Genomic DNA, 22,161 nt, shown 5'->3' on the forward strand with positions numbered 1-22,161 from the left:
CCACTGTCTCCTAATCGAGAAAGGAGGCTGTACCAACGAAGTGAGCCCTGAAAGTTTTTATCCAACTTTCAGGGCTCGCTTCGTTTTTTTAAGATTGCAGCAAAAGCTTCAACAGCCTTTTTGCCGAACTCTGCAGAATGCAGGAATTTCTCAGAAACGGTAGGCCAAGGTAGCCGATATAGTCATCTTGTCTCTATTCAGAGTTATTGGTTTTTGAGTAAAACGTGGCTTTACCAGCCCTGCTGGTGAACCTAACAAGGCTTCCTCATCATTGATAAAGGGGAAGGTAATCAGATGGCTTTCATAACGCTGCCATACCAAAGCCATATCAAGGCTCCACTCTGGAGTGATTCGATACCCCCAACCCAATGTATATGCAGAACTCTTGCCCGGTAAAACATAGTGAGGAGTGGTACCAGCTACCAAAACCTCTTGCTCTTGTGAACCGGAAAAATTGGTAAGTCTCTTGTTCTTCACCGGCTGAGAACCTTGCATCGTACCGGCACGGAGACTGAGGCGATTGGTCAGCCTGAACTCTGCCCCCAAACGGAATATATGTTCTGAACCAAAATCCTCCTTGATTGCACTATTATCGGCCTGATAGGCTGACGCAACCTCATCGTCACTCAACTTGGCTGTACCGACATCAATATATTCGTAATCGGCACTCAAAACAGCTCGCTGCCCAAGGATCAATGCCGCAGAAGCAGCGAAACGCCCGGGAGTCCTCATAGAAAAGCGATTCAAACCATCTTCAGACTGTACCTTCAGGTCCTTGACCACATTGCCATGCTCATCCAATAAGGCTCGATCTCCACCATAGCGAGAAGAAGCCGTGGCACGGAAATCTCTCTCCATAGACCACCATGTAGGCGAATGATAGGCAGCTCCCAAGCGAAGTTCGGGAACAGGAGCATAGATAACACCCACACTCAATCCCATACCAACACCTTTGGATTCTACCAAACCATCGAGACCCAAATAATCTTCCTTTCCATCACTATCATCCTTCAAAAACCACTCGGTATAGTTACTCTTACCCTGATAGGAGATTGAATGAATATCCAAACCTGAACCAAAATAGAAGGTCTCTCCTATACCAACTCCGATATTCATATCGTAGCGGAACTTGCTACCACTCTCTTCCAACCACATCTCTCCAGCTGTGGGCAATTCGATTTCGTCTCCATAGACATAGCGCGGAAAGTAAACTCCACCAGCTTCATCATCGGAATCTATCCAACCTCCCTCATAAGCGAGGATACCGAGCCAAGGAATCCGAGGATTATTGAAGTTCTTTGCTCCCAAATCCTTGTGCGAAATCAGCCCACCAGTACGGTTCTGAATATTGTTGAGCATTGCCGATACATAATCGGCCAAGGAAGCTCCGGGATTGGCAGCGGAAATATTCACTTTGCGACTAAAGTCGTATTCTCGCTGGAAGCCGAACCCCAAGGAAACATCCGTATCATCGGAAGTCGGCAACAACATAACCAGAGACAACTCACTAAAAGTAAGATGGGAGGTATTATCATCTCCCTTCTTCCCCATCCATTCAGCCCCATGGGAATGGCGTTCTAAATCTGAAGAAAAAGAAAGCCCGAAATACCTACGATTGAGCCCCAAACCGGCAGGGTTCTGCCTAACCGAAGAGAAATCGGCACCCACAGCTCCCATAGCTCCAGCCATACCTTTGTAACGAGAAGAGCCGGCAAGCTCCGAACGACTATAACGAACCACGTCTGTCTCCGACTGCGCACTGGAGATAAAAGGAGTCAGGGACAAAGATGTCGCTACAAGCAGGGCAATAAACAGCCCTCTACTACATGTCATAAATATAGATTTCATCTGCTACGTGTATATGATGATCTGGAAGATGCATTACTGCCACTGCGAGAGGAAGTACTATAACTCCCACTCGATGAGCTACTGCGAGAAGGGGTACTGTAGCTATTGCTGCGAGATGGCGAAGAGCTACCACTACTACGAGATGGAGTGGAATATCTACCACTGCCACTATCATAATTCCTACGAGAAGGAGTGTTATAGTTGCCACTCGAATTGCGCGATGGAGAAGAATATCTACCACGGCGGTTACTGTCGTAACTGCCACGTGAGGGAGAATCATAGCGATTGCTACGTGAAGGGCTGTTGTAACGTCCCTGTCTGTCACTGTTGTAGCGACTGCGAGAGGGGGTACTGAAACGATCACGGTTGTTATTGCGGTCATAATTACCCCGACTGTCCCGATCATAAGTGGATCGTGAATGGTGACGACGCTCATAGGTATTGCCCCGATCATAGTAATAGTTGTTAGACCGAGAACCGTGTGAGAAGTTACGGTAGCGATAGTTGTCGTAGCCGATTCTATAGCCATCGTAGAAACCATGATGGTAACCCCAATCCCATCCCCAACCGGGATAAGGATAGGAAGGACCATACCAGCCATACCAACCACCCCAACGAGGGCCTCTCCAACCCCAATGCCAACTCCAGCCCCAACCGGGATAATAATCCCAACCGGTATACCAAGGATAGTAAGAGTTAGGCCACCAAGGATCATAAACGCCCCAGCAAGAGGAAGCGCCTACATACAGATTAACATAAGTGTTTCCATCGTCGTAACAACCTCTGTCGTACTCATAACCGTGGCAACCATAGTCATCTATATATATGTTCACTTCATCGGCATTTCTTACTCTCACATCCGGGTCATAGAAGCGACTCAAGCGACGAGAGTAGACTCCCGGACCGGCACAGCGATGTGGTCTCCTCTTTCGCTCTACTTTCGCTTGTCTTTTCACTTCGGCTTTCTGTACATCGCCTTGTCTACGCCTATTGTAAGCCTCCAGTTCAGCATCACTGGCAATTGGGTAGACCCCTTCGGAGACTTCCTGTGCATAAGCATCACGCCGAGCCTCTTCGAGGTCCTGGGCTCCCTTCTTCGCGCCTGTCTTGTAATCCTTTACTATACGGCCTCTTGTGTTGTAGACATCGTCTACATAGGGATCCTCGTTTTGAGCGTACAAACTACCACCCATGGTTAGTAGCATCCCCAGCAGAAGTATCAGCTTATTCGTTTTCATGACTCTATTCCTTCCGTATTATGAGGTTTAACCTATTCATCTTCACTTCACGGAGAGCACGCATTGCACAGCACTCCCTTCATCTACTTGGATCATTCGATCCGGTTGGGGTTTATTCCTCTCTACCCTCCTAATTGAGATTAGATAGGCCGAATACTCCCCTATTTCGGGGCGTAAGATAGACAATGTTTCGAATTATGCTACTTCAAATCTCCGTGGGCAATGAGCCACTCGGCTATCTGCACAGCATTAAGAGCAGCCCCCTTGCGTATTTGATCACTTACGCACCAAAAACTAATTCCATGGGGGTTCGAGAGATCTTTTCTGATGCGCCCAACAAATACAGGATCTTTTTCTGTCACATGTAATGGCATTGGATATTCCCCTTCTGCAGGAGTGTCTACCAATACGATACCGGGAGTCTCCGAGAAGGCCTTTCGGACTTCATCTATCCTCAACTCATGTTCACATTCTACCCATATTACCTCGCTATGCGCTCTCATGACCGGCACACGCACACATGTGGCACTAACAAGAATATCACTATGCATAATCTTGCGTGTCTCGTGATACATCTTCATCTCCTCCTTGGTATAGTCGTTGTCCATAAATACATCCACTTGAGGAATCAAGTTGTACATCAGTTGATGTGCAAACTTCTTCACCGTTACCTTGCGTCCCTCGACTAGCTCTCTCGACTGCTCTTCCAACTCTGCCATGGCCGAAGCTCCGGCTCCACTGGCAGCCTGGTAGGTAGCAACATGTACACGACGAATATGTGAGAGCTTCTCAATAGCTCCCAAAGCAACCACCATCTGTATGGTTGTACAATTAGGATTGGCTATAATGCCTTTGGGGCGACTAAGAGCATCTTCCGGATTGATTTCGGGTACCACCAACGGCACATCCTCCTGCATACGAAATGCATTAGAATTATCTATCATCAGACAACCATATTTGGTGATTGTTTCGGCATAGGCCAAAGAAACGCTCCCTCCTGCCGAACAAAAAGCCACATCTATATCCTTAAAATCTTCTGGCTCTTGTCTGAGCAACTGTACTGTATATTCTCTACCAGCAAATAAATATGTACTACCTGCCGAACGCTCCGAACCAAAGAGCGTAAGCTGACGAATAGGGAATTGTCTTTGTTCCAACACTCGCAACAACTCTTGCCCCACGGCGCCACTCGCACCGACGATGGCGATATTCAATTGTTTCATTCTATTTATTGTCTTCTATTGTGAGAAAGCCATTTACCATCAACTCTATCCAAAATAAAAAGAGAGAGGCAAAGCTCCGGAGCACAAACCCAGCCGAAATATTCACCTCCTCTGTCAAAGGTATATCAAAAAACGAAGTTTTATGTGGGAAATAGAGCTAGCACATTCCGACATCAAGCTGTTGCATTCAATACAGAAAAGTGTTTGCTCAAAACGATCATTTTTCTACCTTTGTAGCCGATAGGCGGTTTTTCTGCATCCGCTGATCATGCGGTAGTAGCTCAGTTGGTAGAGCATCAGCTTCCCAAGCTGAGGGTCACGAGTTCGAGCCTCGCCTACCGCTCCACTTGGGTCCCTTGTGTCTGCAATCGGCCTAGACCAAGGCTACGATCCCTCCCCTCAGTACTTTTGTTCTGTCCGTATGTGCATTCGTGAGCCTCGATAGAAGTTGAAAGAGAGAGGAGTATATTCGAGTGTAGGATCTTAATGCATGTACCACTATTTAACAACAAAAACCACATGTGGAATGAATTTTTAGCTGACCTTGAGAGCTTCGACCTTCGAGCTATTTTCAGTGCTTTTATGATTTTGTTTGTAGCTATTGATATAATAGGAGCTATCCCTATTGTTCTTAGCCTAAAAACTCAGGGTAAAACAATCAGTCCCAACCGTATCTCCCTGTACTCCGGGGTTATGCTCATAGCTTTCCTTTTCGTTGGAGAGCCCATGCTGGGTTTCTTCGGTGTAGACATTTCCTCTTTTGGAGTAGCCGGAGCTGTCGTTCTTTTCGTATTGGCTGTGGAAATGATTTTTGGGATACAAGTATTCAAGGATGATGGGCCGAGCAACAGTAGCACAATCGTACCTCTTGTTTTTCCCCTCTTCGCCGGAGCTGCGTCTTTCACTACCATGCTTACCCTGCGTGCCGATGGTTTTGCCGTAATCAATATACTCTGCGCCCTGCTGATCAATGTATTGGCAATCTTCCTCATGCTTAAATATGTGGGACCGGTAGAAAAGTTTTTAGGCGAAGGTGGAGTATATATTCTGCGCAAATTCTTCGGAGTGCTGCTATTAGCTATCTCAGTGAAGTTTTTCACTGGCAATCTTCTCAAGATCATCGACATGAGTAGTTCTGCCGATGAAAGTGCAACGCGAACAGAGCAATTGCAAACGACTCCTTCCGAAGTACCAGTGCAGGCAGACACAACTGTGCTTTCTGCTTTTCTCCGAAAGTGAGAGGGAATGAGTGTGCCTCGGATCCACAATCCGTATGCCTTTGTTCCTTATTAAGACGATATTCTATATATTTGCGATGCTCAAAGGATAGAAAATGTTCCTTTGATATCGATTTTGGGGGTGAGAGCATACTATCGTATGCCAGAAGAGGTCTTTCCGAGAAAAACAGAAAGGATGAGTCTCTTTTATTTTCAATTTGTTTTACTCGCCTAAAGTCAATTGTCAATTGCATCCCCTTCCAAAACAAAAAGAAAAAACATCAAGTATCAATACAGATAGGAGTTCTTTATGCAGAAATTCACAATAGTAGATTTGAGTGCCAAATCGGAAGAAGAGCTGAAACAAATAGCACGTGCACTGGATTTGAACTTGGACAGCAACCCTTCCAAACAGGATCTGATCTACGGTATATTGGATGAACAAGCCATTGCCATGGCCGGAGCACAGGCTGACAGACAAAAAAGCAGAGAGGAGCGACGAAATGACCGTAGGGCTCCTACCGACAACCGTAACAACAACCGCCGAGAAAACTCCGGACAAAAAGATGAAGAATCAGCTACTCCGGTAGACAATCAAAAAATACGTGCCAAGCTGGAGGCCGTAGAGAGCGTTATAGATCCCAATGTGGTTGTTGATTTGGCCAAAGAGGTAGCAGGCTCTGGGAAAAGCGTGGAAGAGATTGCTCAAGAACTTCCCAAACGCCGTCGAGGTCGTCCCTCTAAGGAAGAAGTGGCTGCTCGGGAACTTGCTCTGAACATCCTCACTCAGGCCGCATCTCAAGTACCCCAAGGTGATATGCAAGAACCAGTAGAGAGAAAGCAAATTCACCCAGCCATCCTTGATATAGAGGAAAGTAATAAACCGCAGCCAACCGCTCGCCCCAGATTTGAGTCAGAAGAGAAAGCCGAAAAAAACATTCAACCCAAGCAAGATCAGATGGGGGAAGAAAAAGCGACAGAAAGCGAAAGCACTGATCTGACTAGAATGGTATTTAAGCATAATGACTCCGGATCTTCGGTACTTGACCAAGTCTTGCCTTTCAACAGCAAACCGGTTCAGCCCAGAGTGGCTCAGTCCAAAAGAGTAGTCTCTCAGCGTGTACCATCGCACACACCCGGGACTCGCCAACAGCGGCAACAAATGGCTCAAAGCACAGTGGAACCAATAGCACAAGAAAGCAATGAGCCATTGTATGATTTCTCCGGTATATTACAATGCACTGGCGTATTGGAGATTATGCCCGATGGATATGGATTTCTCCGCTCTTCGGACTACAATTACTTCACCTCACCGGATGATGTATACATCTCTCAACAACAGATCAAGGCCGCAGCTCTTAAAACAGGCGATGTGGTGGAAGGCACAATCCGCCCTCCCAGAGAGGGAGAGAAGTATTTCCCCTTTGTTGACCTGATTTCTGTAAATGGTCGTAACCCGGAGGAAATCAGGGATCGTATTCCCTTTGACCACCTCACACCTCTATTTCCTGATTCGAAATTCAAGCTCGAATGCCCCAATGTAGCCTCAGTCAACGACAAGACAGCTGTACGTATAGTAGACCTTTTCACTCCTATCGGAAAAGGGCAACGTGGTCTGATTGTAGCCCAGCCTAAGACAGGTAAAACGATGCTGCTAAAGGATATAGCCAACGCTATTTCTGCTAACCATCCGGAGGTTTACATGATGATCCTGTTAATTGATGAACGCCCCGAAGAAGTAACCGATATGGCCCGTAATGTGGATGCCGAAGTCATTGCTTCTACATTCGACGAACCGGCCGAACGCCATGTGAAGGTGGCCGAAATTGTGCTCAACAAAGCCAAACGCCTCGTCGAATGCGGACACGACGTAGTAATCCTACTCGACTCCATCACCCGCCTGGCGCGTGCATACAATACAGTTCAACCGGCATCGGGCAAAGTCCTCTCCGGGGGTGTCGATGCTAATGCTCTGCAAAAACCCAAACGGTTCTTCGGTGCTGCCCGGAATATAGAGCATGGAGGTAGCCTTACCATTTTAGCTACAGCTCTGCAGGAAACAGGATCGAAGATGGACGAGGTGATCTTTGAAGAATTTAAGGGTACAGGTAACATGGAGCTGCAATTGGATCGCAGACTTGCCAACAAACGACTGTTCCCAGCTGTTGATATTGTGTCTAGCAGCACTCGAAGAGATGATCTAATCTTGGAAGAAACAGCACTGAACCGTATGTGGATCCTCCGTAAATATTTATCGGATATGAACCCTGTGGAAGCTCTTGAGTTCGTCAAACAACGACTTGAGATGACCGGTTCCAACATCGAGTTTTTGGCAAGTATGCAGAATTGAGTTGATGCAGTTTTCAGATAACCTACAATTGTTACAACCATGATAGATTACAATGAACAACCAACCAATCAATACGAACAGTCCTATGCGATAAGTTCGGAGGTTACTTCACGATTGATGCGCTCTGTTTTCCTATGGATGACTATAGGCTTAGGTATCAGCGCTTTGGCAGCCTATATCATACATGACAAGCAGTTCGACATTGCCTTGCTGCAGTCCAGAGGTTTGTATTTAGGCCTGTGTATTGCGGAGTTTGCCTTGGTGATGCTTCTCTCAGCAGCCATCAGACGTCTGTCTTTCGGATTAGCAACCCTCATGTTCGGGGCTTACGCCTTGCTCAATGGAGTTACGATCAGTCCGATATTACTCATGTTTACAGGTAGTTCGGTCATGACAACTTTCCTAATCACGGCCGGCGCATTTGGGGCAATGGCTATTTTGGGCTACACGACCAAGATGGATCTGAGCAAGATGGGGAAACTTCTCTATATGGCTCTCATAGGCCTATTGATAGCCATTGTGGTAAATCTTTTTGTAGGTAGCTCCATGATGGACCTTATAGTATCTGGAGCCGGAGTCTTAATCTTCACAGGCCTGACGATGTATGACGTAAACAAGCTGAGAAAGCTTTTTGGTCAGGCATATGAAGAGAACGAAGAGACACGCAAAGTAGCACTGCTGGGAGCCCTGACTCTTTACCTTGACTTTATCAACCTCTTTCTATTCGTGTTGCGCTTTTTGGGCAACAGACGATAAACAAAGCATTCCAATTCTATGATCCGGCTCTGCCGGGCGCAAAAAAAGCGGCACGACCCTTTCTCCGGGTCGTGCCGCTTTTTTTTATAAACCTTGGAGACATGGAATCTCTTTAGAATGAGACTATTCCACAATCCCACTCAGTTCAAATCGACCACAGTGATACCAGCTCCTCCGAACTGTACATGTTCATCTTTATATTGCCGTACTCCCACCACTCCACTCAAATAGTCCCGTATAGCCATCCTCAAAGCTCCGCTTCCGGTACCATGGAGAATACGCACTCGTGGAACAGATAGCTGTATGGCATCATCGACAAAATAAGCCACAGCATCAATGGCTTCGGCTGCTCTCATACCTCTCACGTCCAAATCGGCCTTAAACTGAAGCCGTTTGTTATGTATAGTATCTATCACATTGGAGTGACGTGACACTCGCGTATCACGCAGCTGCTCCTGCTGCTTATCGGCTTGCTCCTGCTCTCGCTCATTGGGTAAAAGGATCTTATCTATCGACACATTTACTTTGAGCATCCCGAGGGCTACACATACATCCCGGCTGTTAATCTCCAGTATTCGACCGAGGGCTTGCTGCCCTTTAATTTTGACCAAATCACCTACCGAAAGGTCATCCAAGCGAAGAGAACGAGGAGGAGCAACCGGAGATTGCCGCTCAGGTTCGACAGGCAAACCAGATGTAGGGACTTTGCCCACAGCCTTACGTTCTTTGCGACGTTTTAGCTTTTCCAATTCGCGGGTATAGCGATCATCTTTGGGCTGTGAGTTGGCTGTTTCAGTCTTCCCCAATTCGGCTATTTGTCTGCGAAAATCCTCCAATTCTCTGCGAGCTTTCAAGGTCTCTTCTCGTTCGGCCTTGGCTTCTTTGATGCTTCGAACCGTCCCTTCGATGCGACTACGAGCTTCGTCCAACAAGCGTCCGGCCTCGGCAGCAGCCTCTTTGTAAAGGCGTTTGCGCTCTGTATCAAAAGACTCCAACTGCCGGGCATACTTGTCAGCACTCTCTGTGAGGCGTTTTTCTTCCCGACGTATCTTCTCTCTCTTCGACTCCCAATAGCGTTTGTCACGGATAATATCTTGCAGATATTTATCCATATCGGTATAATCTTGCCCAACAAGCTCGGAAGCCATATCTATCACATCTTCGGGCAAACCTGTCTTGCGGGCAATCTCAATGGCAAAAGACGATCCGGGGCGACCTATGCTGAGCCTAAAAAGAGGGCGCATCTCATGTCTGTCGTAAAGCATAGCGGCATTGACGAGCCCGGGGGTATCATCGGCAAAGAGTTTGAGATTGTGGTAGTGGGTTGTTACCAAACCTCGGCAACCGGCCTGATTAAACCGATGCAAAAGGGCCTGCGCAATAGCTCCTCCAATACGAGGTTCGGTACCCGATCCGAACTCATCGATAAGCAACAGACTGCGCTCGGAGGAAAGGCGGATAAACTCTTTCATATTCTTCAGATGCGAGCTGTAGGTACTCAAATCATCCTCCAAACTCTGTTCATCCCCAATATCAATAGCCAGACAACCGAATATGCCTACCCGGCTGTCTGGCGAAAGAGTCGGCAACAAACCGCATTGCAGCATATATTGGACAATACCGACTGTTTTGAGACACACACTCTTTCCCCCGGCATTGGGCCCGGAAATAACCAGTATGCGATTATCGGAAGAAAGCGTAATATCCAATGGCACCACCGAACGCCCATGCTCAGATAGAGATTGCTGTAATACGGGATGAGTAGCTCCTACCCACAACAAATCCGGCTGGGGAGATAGATGTGGTAAATTACCATTGAACTTGTGAGCAAACTTGGCCTTGGCTACAATCAGGTCGAATTGAGCCAAATAGGCAATTCCTCTTATGATCTCTTGTGCGACACTCCTAATTTGAGCAGTAGTCTGTGTAAGAATACGGATAATTTCTCTACGCTCCTCTCCTTCCAGTTCTCGAAGCCTGTTGCCAGCCTCTACCACTTCAGCCGGCTCCACAAATACGGTGCGCCCGGTGGTGGATTCCCCCTGAACAATCCCACCCAAAGCTCTTTTGTGAGAAGGGATGATCGGCAACACCACACGGCCATCCCTGACCGTAGGCATGGCGTCAGCTTCCATGTACCCTTCGGCCTTGGCTTGGCGCATCGCTCGCTCTATCAAGCGACTCATTTGCCGCTCAATCTGACTTATCTCTCGCCGAATAGTTCCTAATTCCGGTGAAGCCGTATCAGCAATCTTGCCACGTACATCAAACAGAGACGCAATATGCCGGCTCAAATCAGGGTATGTATAACAACCGGAAAAGACCCGTTGCAGGTAAGGAACCGTTATTTCATTTTCGGGGACATTGTGTGCAGCCACAAAGGCAACAATTGCCTCTATCGACTGCATAGAGTGGAGTACCGAGAGCAGCTCCTCCTGCTCCAAGTAAGTCCCCTCGGGCCGTATCCTGCGGAGAGCCAACCGACAGTCTGTCTCAACAATAGAAGGGATTGGGCGCGATTGCCTTATCAGCAGAAGCATTTCAGCTGTCTGATGCAGCCAGGCTTCGATAGAGGTAAAATCGTCTGTTGCATGGAGATTTGAGACAAGTTCTTGCCCCAGTTCTGATCCGCAGTAAGAAGAGAGTAAACGACGCAGCTCATCAAAGCCAATTTTTGCCTCGAAATTCGAGGGATAAATCCGAAATGACATTTACCAAATGAGCTTAGAGGAAACGAACCAAATCCTTCACATTGGCATATATCATCAGGGCAAAGAGAAGAAACATACCTATCAACTGTGCCCGGATAAGCCATTGCTCTTTCATCTTACGTCTTGTGATCATCTCGATCAACAAAAAGACAATATGCCCACCATCCAATGCCGGGATAGGCAAAAGGTTCATAGCCGAGAGAATCACAGAGAGCAAAGCTGTCATACTCCAGAAAGCACGCCAATCCCAAACAGGAGGGAAGAGATTCCCTATACTCCCGAAACCTCCTATTTGCGAGGCCCCCTCGGGGGTAAACACATACTTCATATCCCCGACATAGCCCTTGAGCGTTGTTACACCCAACCGAACTCCAGCCGGGACAGCCTCTATCAAATTGTAGCTGTGATGATCTACCTGATACAGCTTAGAAAGATCCATCTCCGTGAGTACACCGATTTGCCCGGCAGTATCTATAGGAACAGAAAGATCCAAGACCTCTCCATTACGCTCAAAAGTCATGGGTACAACTTGGCCTCTACGGCTATGTATCTCTGCCCTTGCTTGGCGAAACTCGTCCACTTTCCGCCCCTCTATGGCAAGCAGTTTGTCACCGGCTTTCAGCCCAGCACGCTCGGCTGGCTTGCCGGGAACTACCTCTCCCACTACAAAAGGGAAGCGGATGTACATCAACCCTCGGCCATCGAGCAGGAGACGCTTCATCAGATCATCTGGCATCAGCAGAGTCGTATCTACGCCCTCGCGGCGAACCTGCACACTCTCAGCCTGCGCTACCGAACGCATGAAACCAGCATCGAGAATATCGGCAGGACGACCATCTGTAGCAAGAATAATGTCTCCATCCCGGAAGCCGGCATACTCTGCCACAGGCGAAAAGGCCATACCATTCTCTATACGAGCAGACGGGAGTTCGTCACGCCCCCAAGTGTAGATGATCCCGGCGTAGATGACTATTGCCAACAGGAAATTGAAGACAACACCAGCAACCATGATCAAGAAGCGTTGCCAAGCCGGCTTGGAACGAAATTCGTAGGGCTGAGGAGTAGTGCCTTCGATCGAACGATCCAGCGACTCATCTATCATTCCATTAATCTTGCAATATCCTCCGAAAGGCAGCCAGCCAATCCCCCATTCCGTGTCACTCCCTTTGGGTTTGTACTTAAAAAGCGAAAACCACGGGTTGAAGAAAATATAGAACTTGTCAACTCTCACACGAAACAAGCGAGCCAACAAATAATGCCCCAACTCATGCACAAGCACCAGTATGGTGAAAGAAAGCATCAGTTGAACGAACTTGATCAATATAGTACTCATTGTATGTATTCGTCTTCAAACTATTAGTGCGGGCAAAGATACGCACTTTCGGAAAGGGAGGCTTCCGGTAAAAGCAGGTCCACACAATCGAAGACCACTGCATAGGCACCAAGAGGCTATCTCAGCAGCTTTTTGCCGGACTTTTCAAAATGCAGCAATCACAAGAGCTCGAGGTAGAGAACAAAAGGAACATATTCGGATGGACAACCGAATCCAAAAGTCTATAGATAACGCAACAAAAGCTGTATCACAAACAATCTCAACCGGCACAGAAAAGCGGAATAATATACCTTTGCCCTGCACCGACACCAAGGCAAGGTCTCTACACACCCGGAGACAGAGACCGGCCTGCCGGAGCAACGGATACCAAGACTCTCCGGGGCCATTATGTTCTAATCTCTAAAACAGGTTTATACGAGTATGAGAAAGTATTACTGGGGGTTGTTCACCCTGCTTGCAATGATCGGCTTTGGCAACTCGGCCTTAGCTCAAACGGAGACGATCTCCATTGTTTTTGGCAAAGGAATGCACAGTGACGATGTGCGCAAAGTAGTCGTATTGTCTGCTCCGAGTGGCCCCACCGGTGAGCTGAAGCCCGATGCGGATCAATATACTTACCATGCTGTCAAGGGATCCAACCTACGCTTCGAGGTTGCCCCCCGCAAGGGATATGTAGTCTTTGTGTGGAAGAAAGCGAACAAAGGCAACGAAAGGAAAGAAGAGTTCCCAGAGTCCTATAGCAACACATCAATAGAGATAGAGAGAGTAGAGAACTCAATCGAGATAGAGGCTGATATATGCCGATTGATCCCTGTCGTCTTCACTACCGAGGAAGAAGGTTCGGATGGCAAAGAGGTGAATGTAGAAGAGCAAGGAGAGTTCGGCCGAGCGATTGCCCCGGAAAAAGACGGTAAGACCTACATGCTACCAGAAAATCGAGGAGCCTATTTCGATCCCAAAACAAAGGAAGGATATAATATCCTTTGCTGGTCTTTCGGTGAAGGACTGCGTTTTCCGAGCCGTCCTGACCAGTTTTACAAGCAAAACGTTCCCGAGGACTTTTACCTACACACCCGTTTCTACAAAGACGGAGAAACTCGCACAGTCACTTTCACACAGCCTCTCACAGCCGTACTCTCCTGCTTCAACCAAGGAGAGACAGGAGGTCCCGAGATCGGCACAGGTGCCAAGGTGACACCTGGCGACCCCATCCTCTTCCAAGTAGCACCTCCAGACAACCCCAGTGGAAAAGTGAGCCTGCATCATTGGGAAATAAACGGCCGAGAGTATGTAGACAGAAAGGGTGAATATTATATAGACAACTCCCTCTCTTGGCCTGCCGATGAAGATCTGAATGTGAAAGTCGTGCCGATGGCTGAATACACCTCTACTGAAAACATAGCCCGGCAGACTCAATTCGAATACAGCTATCTGGCAGCAAGCCGGAAAATTGTTGTCCGCACTTCTTCTGAACAAAGCATAGAGCTGCTGGACATAAGCGGCAAAAGTATTGCAACGGTGTATCCTCAAGCCGGTAGCGCAGAGATATCAGCATCAAACCTGCCAGAAGGTACCTACCTGTTGGCACAAGGACGTTGTGTAGGCAAACTCATGATCAAATAAGAGTAGCCCATGAATATGCATCTACACTCAGTAGCAAGCAAGATCTTGCTTTGGTTTGCATTGCCCATGCTCCTTCTGCCTATTGTCTCCAAAGCTCAAGAAGGAGCAGAGCAAGAAGAATATCCCTACCACTTGGCCGCAAAACCGGAGAGAGGCAGTGGCTCAGCTGAAGATCCTTATCAGATCGATCACATATATCAGCTGGTCTGGATGGCGCAACAAGTCAATACAACCAACGATCTGGCCGATGTACACTTCGTGCAGACAAAAGACCTTGACTTCAGTGAAACACAAAAGTGGGAAAACGGAGAGGGCTGGATGCCTATAGGAGGTTTCTATTCCATCGGTGGCATTCCCAAAAAGTTTGGCTTCCGGGGGCACTATGATGGTCAAGGATACAGGATAGTGAATCTGAAGATTAACCGTCCGAAATATCCCTACCAAGGTCTTTTCGGCTATATCAATAGCGGAGAAGTTCGTAACCTGATTATCGAAAAAGCCGAAATAATAGGTCAGGAAAATGTGGGTTGTCTCACGGCTTATGTACACAATAGCCATATTGTCAACTGCCAGGTGATAGACAGTCGTTCTCAGGGAAAAGACTTCTATGTCGGTCTGTTGGCGGGCTATCAAGATGGAGGATTGATAGAAGATTGCATCGTGAAAGGAGAAGTATATGGTCGGGATTATCTCGGTGGTATCACTTCCTGGAACAACGAAGGAGAAATCTCTGGCTGTACGATGGAGGGAAAGATAGTAGGGAAAGTCCCCGAAGGGACTCCGGAAGATGCTTTGGCTCGCGTAATAGGAGGTATTGCCGGATATATACGAGGCAAAATATCCTACTGTATGGCCAATGTAGAAATGACAGGCGATGAAAAAGTGGGAGGCTTGCTGGGAGTCGCTTCGCGTGCTGAAGTCCGCAGGAGCTATGTCATCGGGGGTTGGATTAAGGGGCAGACCTATGTAGGCGGTTTGATCGGAGAGAATGACACTTCGATCATCGAGGACTGCTATGCTCGTGCCAAAGTGCAGGGAGAGCGCAATGTAGGGGGCTTGCTTGGCTCAAGCTCATATAGCGATAGCCGGGTTACCCGCTGCTACTCCACTGGCGAAGTAAAGGCCGAGAATCCCAGCTTCGGAGGGGCTTTCATCGGAGTCAAGTCTACAGGAGTTGTCTCCAAATGCTATTGGAATACAGAAACCTCGAATATGCAAGAAGCTGTGGGAGGTTTCTATCACGAGGATATCCAATGCGACGGAAAGACGTCGGAAGAGATGAAGAAACAAAATACCTATGAAGGTTGGGATTTCTCTCAAGTATGGATGATATCTCCGAGCCTGAATGAGGGATACCCTACCCTGCGAGGAAAGGATAGCTATCCACTCGACAATGCCCATCTGCCAAACCCCACTATACAGCTTACAGCTACGGCAGACGGCTATCACATAGATAGTGAAGAAATGATAGAGCAGATAGATATCTTCTCGACGGATGGCCAAAAAGTGTACTCCCGTCAGGTAAAGGCTAATAGCTGCCGTGTGGCTACAAATAGCCTGCCAAAAGGCTTGCATGTCCTGCGTGTCAAGACTGGCCACAAGGCTGTAAGTTTCAAGCTTTTTCTCGACAAACGATAGAAGAGCATCTGTTGCAAGTCTTATGTCTGTAAAAGGTGAATACACCGGATCTTAGGGAAAAGAGCAAAATAATCTCCTAAGAAAAAAGGCAAACACAAACAAGGCTGTGCTGAAATTCCATTTCAGCACAGCCTTGTTTTATTTTACCCCCCCGGAATATGGACTTCAAAGAAAATGTGATGTGTACTGAGAAAGTTGACAGTTGGAGAGGGGAAAAGAGAGGGATAATAAAAAAATTGACAGATTCTGCTCGTCTTGGGATCCAGCAGGGCTAATACACATTCACCATAGACTACTCTTTTTGTCAAATACTCAAGAATACATTATCTTGGCCGCACAGAAAGAAAATAATTTTCATAGGACATGAAATCCTCTACATTAGTTTGTGGGGTTTCTGTAGGTGCCATGGAGGTCTGATGCAGCTCCGCATCCGCGGAGGGTTGTGTCCCACAGTAATAAACTTAAAAAGAGTATTACGGGAAAAGCACTTCAAACAATCCGCAACACCCCAATTCTCTTTCAATATTAATCATGTGGTCAGTATGAAAAGAATAATCCGTTTCTCCGTAACGTTTCTCGTGTTACTTGGGTTCTCTTGCCCAATAGGCCGAGCACAGTGGGTTTCGCTGGATCTTGAGAAAGAAAGAACCCCCCAAATCTCGTATCAATCACTCAAACTCATTGGCGATCAACTCTATTTCTTTTCCAAGGATGGTGTTTACAGCAAAAACCTTGCGACCAACGCGACTTGGCAAGAACCGACTTTCTCTGGGTCTAGCATTCTGAACTCTGTAATCCATGAAGAGGAGGCGTTTGCTCTTGCTTTTAATGGAGTGGAAGGCTCGCCAACGGACTGTCCTATCTCCTTACTTTACTCTCCGAATAAGGGGAAGACCTTTAAGGATATAACAGAGGAGATAACCTCACGATTGGATCTTCCTAAAGCCCCGAGGCAATATTTCTTAATGCAAAACCCTCAAAACGAAAAAGAACTTCTCCTACTCATAGACGATTGGGATGATATATTTCTCGTTTCCTCCTCCGATTTTGGAAAAACATGGACACCAAAAGTTAGCATAGAGGAGGCGCATTCCGACCTGTCGACTCTTTCTGGAGCTCTGCTTGTCCCCTCTAATCCTAAACAACTCCTTCTCTATGGGGTATCTGCAAGCTATGTAGGATTTATATCGACTATCAATTTAGACGACTTTTCCGTGAAAAATTATGAGTTGAAGAAGACCGATAGCAATCTGGAGAATATCATCTATCACCCCTCCAATCCAAGAAGTCTTTTCGCTTTTTCTGGGATCAATAATATTCTTGTGAAAAGTGAAGATGGAGGCAACACATGGACAGAGAAAATACTTGAGGGTGGCTCCATGATTCTTCTCTCTACCTGCATTGATTACTCATCCCCCAGTACCTTATTCTTATTAGCCACATCCTCGGATAAGTATGAAATATACGTATCGACAGATGCAGGGAAGACTTGTCAGTTGTTCTTCACCGCAGATGCCGAGCTGGGGAAATTGTTGGATATATTGTGCTACAAAGATCGTCTCATCCTTCACTCCGAGAGAAAGGGGTTGATCTCAGTCCCTTTGACCGGAAGCAATCCCATAGAAAAAATTAATACACAAAAGTCCGAGCTGAAAGTTTATATGGATAGCTCAGGTAGGCAACTCCGCTACGAGACGGTCGCAAATAAATCGATCAATCGTGTTGAGCTCTCCGATCTCTCGGGGCAAATTGTCTTGAGAAACTTTCGTGAAAGCCAGAGCGGAACACTGGATGTTTCATCTTTGACACCGGGTGGCTATATCCTCAATATCTACTTCTTCAATGGCCAAGTTGCCTCGTACAAAATACAGATATAGATACATGTACAGGCAAGCTCTATGAACATTACATATATGTTCAATCTCTCCGACTGTCAACTTTTTCAGTACACGTCACACTATGTAGTTTCTTTTGTGAGATACCGCCTTCGCAAAATGTATAGATTTATTTCTCTTTATGTTTTTCCGTTTCTCTTTTGCTATCTTTTTTCCGCCTGAAATGAGATCTCTATTGCCTCGTTTTTCTCTCCTTTCCGACCTCCACAGGTTCTATTTTTTCGTGACACGGGAGAGAACGAAAATTCTCTCCTGAGAAAAATTTTATTCTCTCCTATGTTAGCAAAAATTCTCTCCTGTGAGAATTTTGACCCTCTCAGAATGCCGATGAATAGGGCATTTTGGGAAGCGATTTCGGGAGGCTCCCCAAAGAAGGTATTAGGTCGGATATTTGAGACCCATTTCTTCGATTTTTCTTGTTCGAGGCTTAGTTGCCATTTTACAAAAAACATCATCTTAAAGCCGTACAACAGACTCAGGACTTCTTTGCACAAGCTAAGAGATGGCAATCAATTGCCATTTCGCTCACCTTGCAGAATGTGGTAATCGCAAGGCTTTGAGACTGAGAAGACGGTAGCCTCACGAATACGGGAGAAGAGCCGGATTAAGCACTGTATCGAAGAGTACATCCAGATTATGCCACAGCATTGCCGCCGCTACGAATAGCAGAGCACAATCCAGTACATATCGCGTCCGGTTTTGTGCCTCCCGAGAGTAGGCATAGGCAGCCAACAGTGCCGGGACAAAAACCCAATGTCCACCATATATAATAGCTTCTCTCATGCCGTAGTTGAGGAGAAGGTGGATAGTCAAATCGACAGCTATATAGCAGAGGATAAGATGGAGAGCCTTCTCTCTTCGCCCTCGCCAAATACCCAGTAGGCAAACGGCCAAGAGTGGCCCCAGCACGAACAAGTAGTTTTCAGAGCAATAGGGATCCGGTCTCCAGGTAATCTCTCCATTAAAATCCTGCAGACTCAAATCGGAGATGAACAACGGATGAGCCAAGAAAGCCTCAATGTGAGATTGGGAAGAAGGAAGCATCCAAGAGCTGACATTCCTCAAGTCTATCCACTGCATTTCTCCATGCCGCATCCAATAGGCCAACTGAAAGAACACAATAGACAACAAAAACAATAGAGTGAAACAGAGAGCCAAGACACAAGCTCGCTTAAAACCTCGCTTATACGGCTTCTGTATCAGAAGGGCCAAGGTGGGTTTGGCTACATTGCTCAGAGTGATCCCTCCGGCAATAAAAGACGAAGCCCAAACAGTACGTAATCGGTAGTAGCCATACAGCTGTCTATCTCGCTCAAGCAGGTAGAGAGACAGGATAAGAACAAAGAAACTGAATGGGTAATATTCGCAGGTAAAACTCAGTCCCAAAGCCGTAAAGCTCGTACCGGTGACAGCTGCAACAGCAATAGAGCTGACAAGAGGTAGTTTTTTGAGCCGGTAGGCATAGGCGAAAAGCAGTGCAACACCAGCTGCTACAAGTGTAGCCATGAGAGATATCTGGAAAAGAAAGTTCAGCCGAACCGGAACAATAGCAAGGCCAACAATACCGAAGAGCCAATGCCATGGTCCTACAAAGGGGTGAACAAAATCTTGCACCCCTCCTTTCCGGAAAAAGAAATAGAAGTTGTCGTATCCGAGCATTGCTCCGGGAAGAAAATCATCCTTCTCCAGATCCTCCAAGACAGTGGGTAATTGCAACTGGTATGCAAGCAGAGCAAGAGAGAGGTAACCCAGCCATACAATTGCAAAAAATAGAAGCTCTGCTTTGTGTCGATTGCCCCAAGCCTGCAGACGCTCTTTGTTCAAACTTTGCAAGGAAGAGAGAAATCCGAGGAAAACCTGTCGTGCCTCATGGCAAGAAGTCTTTATTTCGGACATATTCATCAGTGTTTTGCAGCTCCTCATTGTCTCCTCATTGCATTTGCTGCAACTCCTCAATGTATTGCTCGATGCAAATGGGATAATATCGGTGTTCGAGTCGGTGTATCCTTGCAGCCAGAGACTCAACCGTATCTCCGGACAAGACAGGGCAAGAGGCTTGACAAAGCGTTCGTCCATGGTCATAATGGTCATCCACCAAGTGCACACTGATACCACTGACAGTCTCGCCGGCAGCTATCACTGCCCGATGTACATGCTCACCGTACATCCCTTTGCCTCCATATTTGGGGAGTAGGGCCGGGTGAATATTCAAGATCTTATTGGGGAAAGCCTCCAAATAGGGAGCTGTAATGGGGCACATATATCCTGCCAAAACAATCAAATCGGTCTTCCATTTGTGCAGCAAATCGAGGGCCTGACCGCCCTCCAACAACTTTTCTCGACTTATATGTACAATCTCCACTCCCAATCTTTTGGCACGGTCATACACACCGGCCTGAGCTCTGTTGCACACGATCCCCACTATACGGACAGTCTTCGACACTGCAAAAAAATTACAAATCCGTTCCGCATTGGTTCCCTCCCCAGAGGCGAAAATAGCAATGTTCATCATCAATATTTTATTCTTCTTTATATGCACATCTTTCTTGGGTTTGTGCAAGAAAAAGCGTTTTTCCTCCTCTCAAATGGTGATTGTTCGAGGAAATTGTTGTTTCTTTGCTTGCAAATGTACGTAAGCTTTGCCGGATCAATCTCATTGCATACCGCATTGCAGGGTGGATTTGGGAAGCTTCATACGGAGAAAAACAAGCCTGAATAATTTTATTTGGGGAAAAGGTAATGAGTGTTTAACCTATTAATAGTATTAGTTATGTCTGAAATTGAAGCAAAAGTACGCGACATCATCGTTGAGAAGTTGAATCTGGAACCTTCTGAAGTAACAATGGAAGCCAGCTTTACCAACGACCTTGGTGCAGATTCTTTGGATACAGTAGAGTTGATCATGAACTTCGAAAAGGAATTCGATATGCAAATTCCCGATGACGACGCTCGTGAAATCAAGACTGTAGCCGACGCTGTGGCATACATCGAAAGCCACAAGTAATTAGCTCGACTGATTCTCAAATTAGATTTATGGAACTGAAAAGAGTAGTCGTAACAGGAGTAGGTGCCGTTACTCCCTTGGCCAAGACAGCCCATGCTACATGGGATGCCCTCGTGGCCGGTAAGAGCGGTGCCGGCCCGATCACTCTCTTCGATGCGTCTAAGTTCAAGACCCAGTTTGCCTGCGAAGTAAAAGACTTCAATGCACTGGACTATTTCGATCGCAAAGAGGCTCGCCGTTTCGACCGCTATGCGCAATTTGCCATGGTAGCTTCGGACGAGTGTCTGAGCGACTCCGGTTTGAATCTTGAGAAAGTAGACAAAAATCGCGTCGGAGTGATCATTGCTGCAGGTATCGGAGGTTTGCACACTTTCGAATCAGAGGTGATGGATTACGACCCGGAGGCCGGCCCACGATTCAATCCGTTCTTCATCCCCAAGATGATCTCGGATATAGCAGCTGGTCAGGTATCCATTAAATATGGCTTCCACGGGCCTAACTATTCCACAGCTTCGGCTTGTGCTTCCTCTACCAATGCTCTTATAGATGCTTGTATGCTCATTCGTTTGGGCAAGGCAGATGTAATTGTAGCAGGTGGGGCAGAGGCACCTATCTGCGCTGCCGGAGTAGGAGGTTTCAACGCTATGATGGCCCTCTCTACTCGCAACGAGTCTCCTGAGACAGCTTCACGCCCCTTTAGTGCCAGCCGTGACGGCTTTGTAATAGGAGAGGGAGGATGCTGTATGGTGCTCGAAGAGCTGGAGCATGCCAAGGCCAGAGGAGCCCGTATATACGCCGAGTTCGTTGGCACGGGACTTTCTGCCGATGCTTACCACCTCACAGCCAGCCATCCGGAAGGATTGGGGGCACGTCTGGTGATGCAGAATGCAATAGAGGATGCTAACATTCGGCCGGAAGATGTAGACTATGTCAATGTACATGGCACTTCCACTCCGGTTGGAGACATATCGGAAACAAAGGCTATCAAGACTGTATTCGGAGATCATGCATATAATCTGAATATCAGTTCTACCAAATCCATGACAGGACACCTCTTGGGTGCTGCCGGAGCTATGGAAGCCATGGTAACTCTGCTTTCTGTTTACCACGATGTCGTACCGCCTACGATCAACCATGATCCCGAAGACAAGGATCCGGAGATCGACTATAAGTTGAACTTTACCTTTGGTCAGGCTCAACACAGGCCGGTGCGGGTGGCTCTCTCCAACACCTTCGGTTTTGGAGGTCACAATGCAAGTGTGATTTTCAAGAAGTACGAGGAATAATTTTCGAGATTTTCTTCCGATCTATACTTACTCAAATTA

15 protein-coding genes and 1 tRNA gene are annotated in these 22,161 nt (G+C 47.0%); 9 read left to right on the top strand and 7 right to left on the bottom strand.

The annotated features are described in order from the left end of the window. Positions 1 to 150: 150 nt before the first annotated feature. The 3 genes from DQN70_RS01975 to DQN70_RS01985 all read right to left on the bottom strand — a co-directional run bounded on the left by DQN70_RS01975 (position 151) and on the right by DQN70_RS01985 (position 4,300). A complete protein-coding gene (locus DQN70_RS01975) occupies positions 151 to 1,848 on the bottom strand; it encodes an OmpP1/FadL family transporter (RefSeq protein ID WP_042226323.1) in 1,698 nt (565 codons plus the stop codon). After that, a complete protein-coding gene (locus DQN70_RS01980) occupies positions 1,845 to 3,086 on the bottom strand; it encodes a hypothetical protein (RefSeq protein ID WP_023935704.1) in 1,242 nt (413 codons plus the stop codon). The genes DQN70_RS01975 and DQN70_RS01980 overlap by 4 nt, the downstream gene beginning before the upstream one ends. Positions 3,087 to 3,286: 200 nt before the next feature. After that, a complete protein-coding gene (locus DQN70_RS01985; protein ID WP_036888281.1) occupies positions 3,287 to 4,300 on the bottom strand; it encodes an aspartate-semialdehyde dehydrogenase in 1,014 nt (337 codons plus the stop codon). Positions 4,301 to 4,579: 279 nt separating this feature from the next. Between DQN70_RS01985 and DQN70_RS01990 the strand changes: the two genes are divergently transcribed. From DQN70_RS01990 to DQN70_RS02005, 4 genes are all read left to right on the top strand, one after another. Continuing rightward, a tRNA-Gly gene (locus DQN70_RS01990) sits at positions 4,580 to 4,655 on the top strand. Between the two features lie 173 nt (positions 4,656 to 4,828). Further along, the gene (locus DQN70_RS01995; protein WP_023941331.1) at positions 4,829 to 5,548 is read left to right on the top strand and encodes a MarC family protein; all 720 of its coding nucleotides are present in this window, start codon (positions 4,829 to 4,831) and stop codon (positions 5,546 to 5,548) included. A gap of 288 nt (positions 5,549 to 5,836) precedes the next feature. Then, positions 5,837 to 7,876 (top strand): transcription termination factor Rho, encoded by a 2,040-nt coding sequence (gene rho, locus DQN70_RS02000; protein WP_023935708.1) that lies wholly within the window; start codon positions 5,837 to 5,839, stop codon positions 7,874 to 7,876. A gap of 39 nt (positions 7,877 to 7,915) precedes the next feature. After that, positions 7,916 to 8,632, top strand: coding sequence for a Bax inhibitor-1/YccA family protein (locus tag DQN70_RS02005; protein ID WP_023941329.1), 717 nt, complete (start codon positions 7,916 to 7,918; stop codon positions 8,630 to 8,632). Between the two features lie 140 nt (positions 8,633 to 8,772). Here DQN70_RS02005 and DQN70_RS02010 read toward each other — a convergent pair whose 3' ends face one another. Continuing rightward, the gene (locus DQN70_RS02010) at positions 8,773 to 11,343 is read right to left on the bottom strand and encodes an endonuclease MutS2 (protein WP_023940657.1); all 2,571 of its coding nucleotides are present in this window, start codon (positions 11,341 to 11,343) and stop codon (positions 8,773 to 8,775) included. Between the two features lie 13 nt (positions 11,344 to 11,356). After that, positions 11,357 to 12,676, bottom strand: a complete 1,320-nt coding sequence (gene rseP, locus DQN70_RS02015) for an RIP metalloprotease RseP (protein WP_023940656.1) — start codon at positions 12,674 to 12,676, stop codon at positions 11,357 to 11,359. A 420-nt stretch (positions 12,677 to 13,096) separates the two neighbouring features. Between rseP and DQN70_RS02020 the strand changes: the two genes are divergently transcribed. The 3 genes from DQN70_RS02020 to DQN70_RS02030 all read left to right on the top strand — a co-directional run bounded on the left by DQN70_RS02020 (position 13,097) and on the right by DQN70_RS02030 (position 17,814). Beyond that, complete coding sequence (locus tag DQN70_RS02020; RefSeq protein ID WP_023938611.1) at positions 13,097 to 14,299, top strand: hypothetical protein; 1,203 nt, start codon at positions 13,097 to 13,099, stop codon at positions 14,297 to 14,299. A 9-nt stretch (positions 14,300 to 14,308) separates the two neighbouring features. After that, positions 14,309 to 15,937, top strand: coding sequence for a GLUG motif-containing protein (locus DQN70_RS02025; protein ID WP_023940655.1), 1,629 nt, complete (start codon positions 14,309 to 14,311; stop codon positions 15,935 to 15,937). Positions 15,938 to 16,479: 542 nt separating this feature from the next. Further along, entirely contained in the window at positions 16,480 to 17,814 is a 1,335-nt protein-coding gene (locus DQN70_RS02030; protein ID WP_158441740.1) for a T9SS type A sorting domain-containing protein, read from the top strand. Positions 17,815 to 18,411: 597 nt separating this feature from the next. Here DQN70_RS02030 and DQN70_RS02040 read toward each other — a convergent pair. After that, positions 18,412 to 19,728: a DUF6080 domain-containing protein gene (locus DQN70_RS02040; RefSeq protein ID WP_145980591.1), complete on the bottom strand. Its 1,317-nt coding sequence runs from the start codon at positions 19,726 to 19,728 to the stop codon at positions 18,412 to 18,414. A 34-nt stretch (positions 19,729 to 19,762) separates the two neighbouring features. Further along, positions 19,763 to 20,344 (bottom strand): phosphoribosylglycinamide formyltransferase, encoded by a 582-nt coding sequence (gene purN, locus DQN70_RS02045; RefSeq protein ID WP_036888285.1) that lies wholly within the window; start codon positions 20,342 to 20,344, stop codon positions 19,763 to 19,765. Between the two features lie 258 nt (positions 20,345 to 20,602). Here purN and DQN70_RS02050 point away from each other — a divergent pair, with 258 nt between their 5' ends. Together DQN70_RS02050 and fabF are read left to right on the top strand one after the other, a co-directional pair. After that, a complete protein-coding gene (locus DQN70_RS02050) occupies positions 20,603 to 20,836 on the top strand; it encodes an acyl carrier protein (protein ID WP_023939024.1) in 234 nt (77 codons plus the stop codon). 29 nt (positions 20,837 to 20,865) lie between these two features. Continuing rightward, a complete protein-coding gene (gene fabF / locus DQN70_RS02055; protein ID WP_023939023.1) occupies positions 20,866 to 22,122 on the top strand; it encodes a beta-ketoacyl-ACP synthase II in 1,257 nt (418 codons plus the stop codon). The last annotated feature ends 39 nt before the right edge of the window (positions 22,123 to 22,161 follow it).

It is taken from the genome of Porphyromonas crevioricanis, from assembly GCF_900476255.1.
In the GTDB taxonomy this organism is placed as follows: Bacteria; Bacteroidota; Bacteroidia; order Bacteroidales; family Porphyromonadaceae; genus Porphyromonas; species Porphyromonas crevioricanis.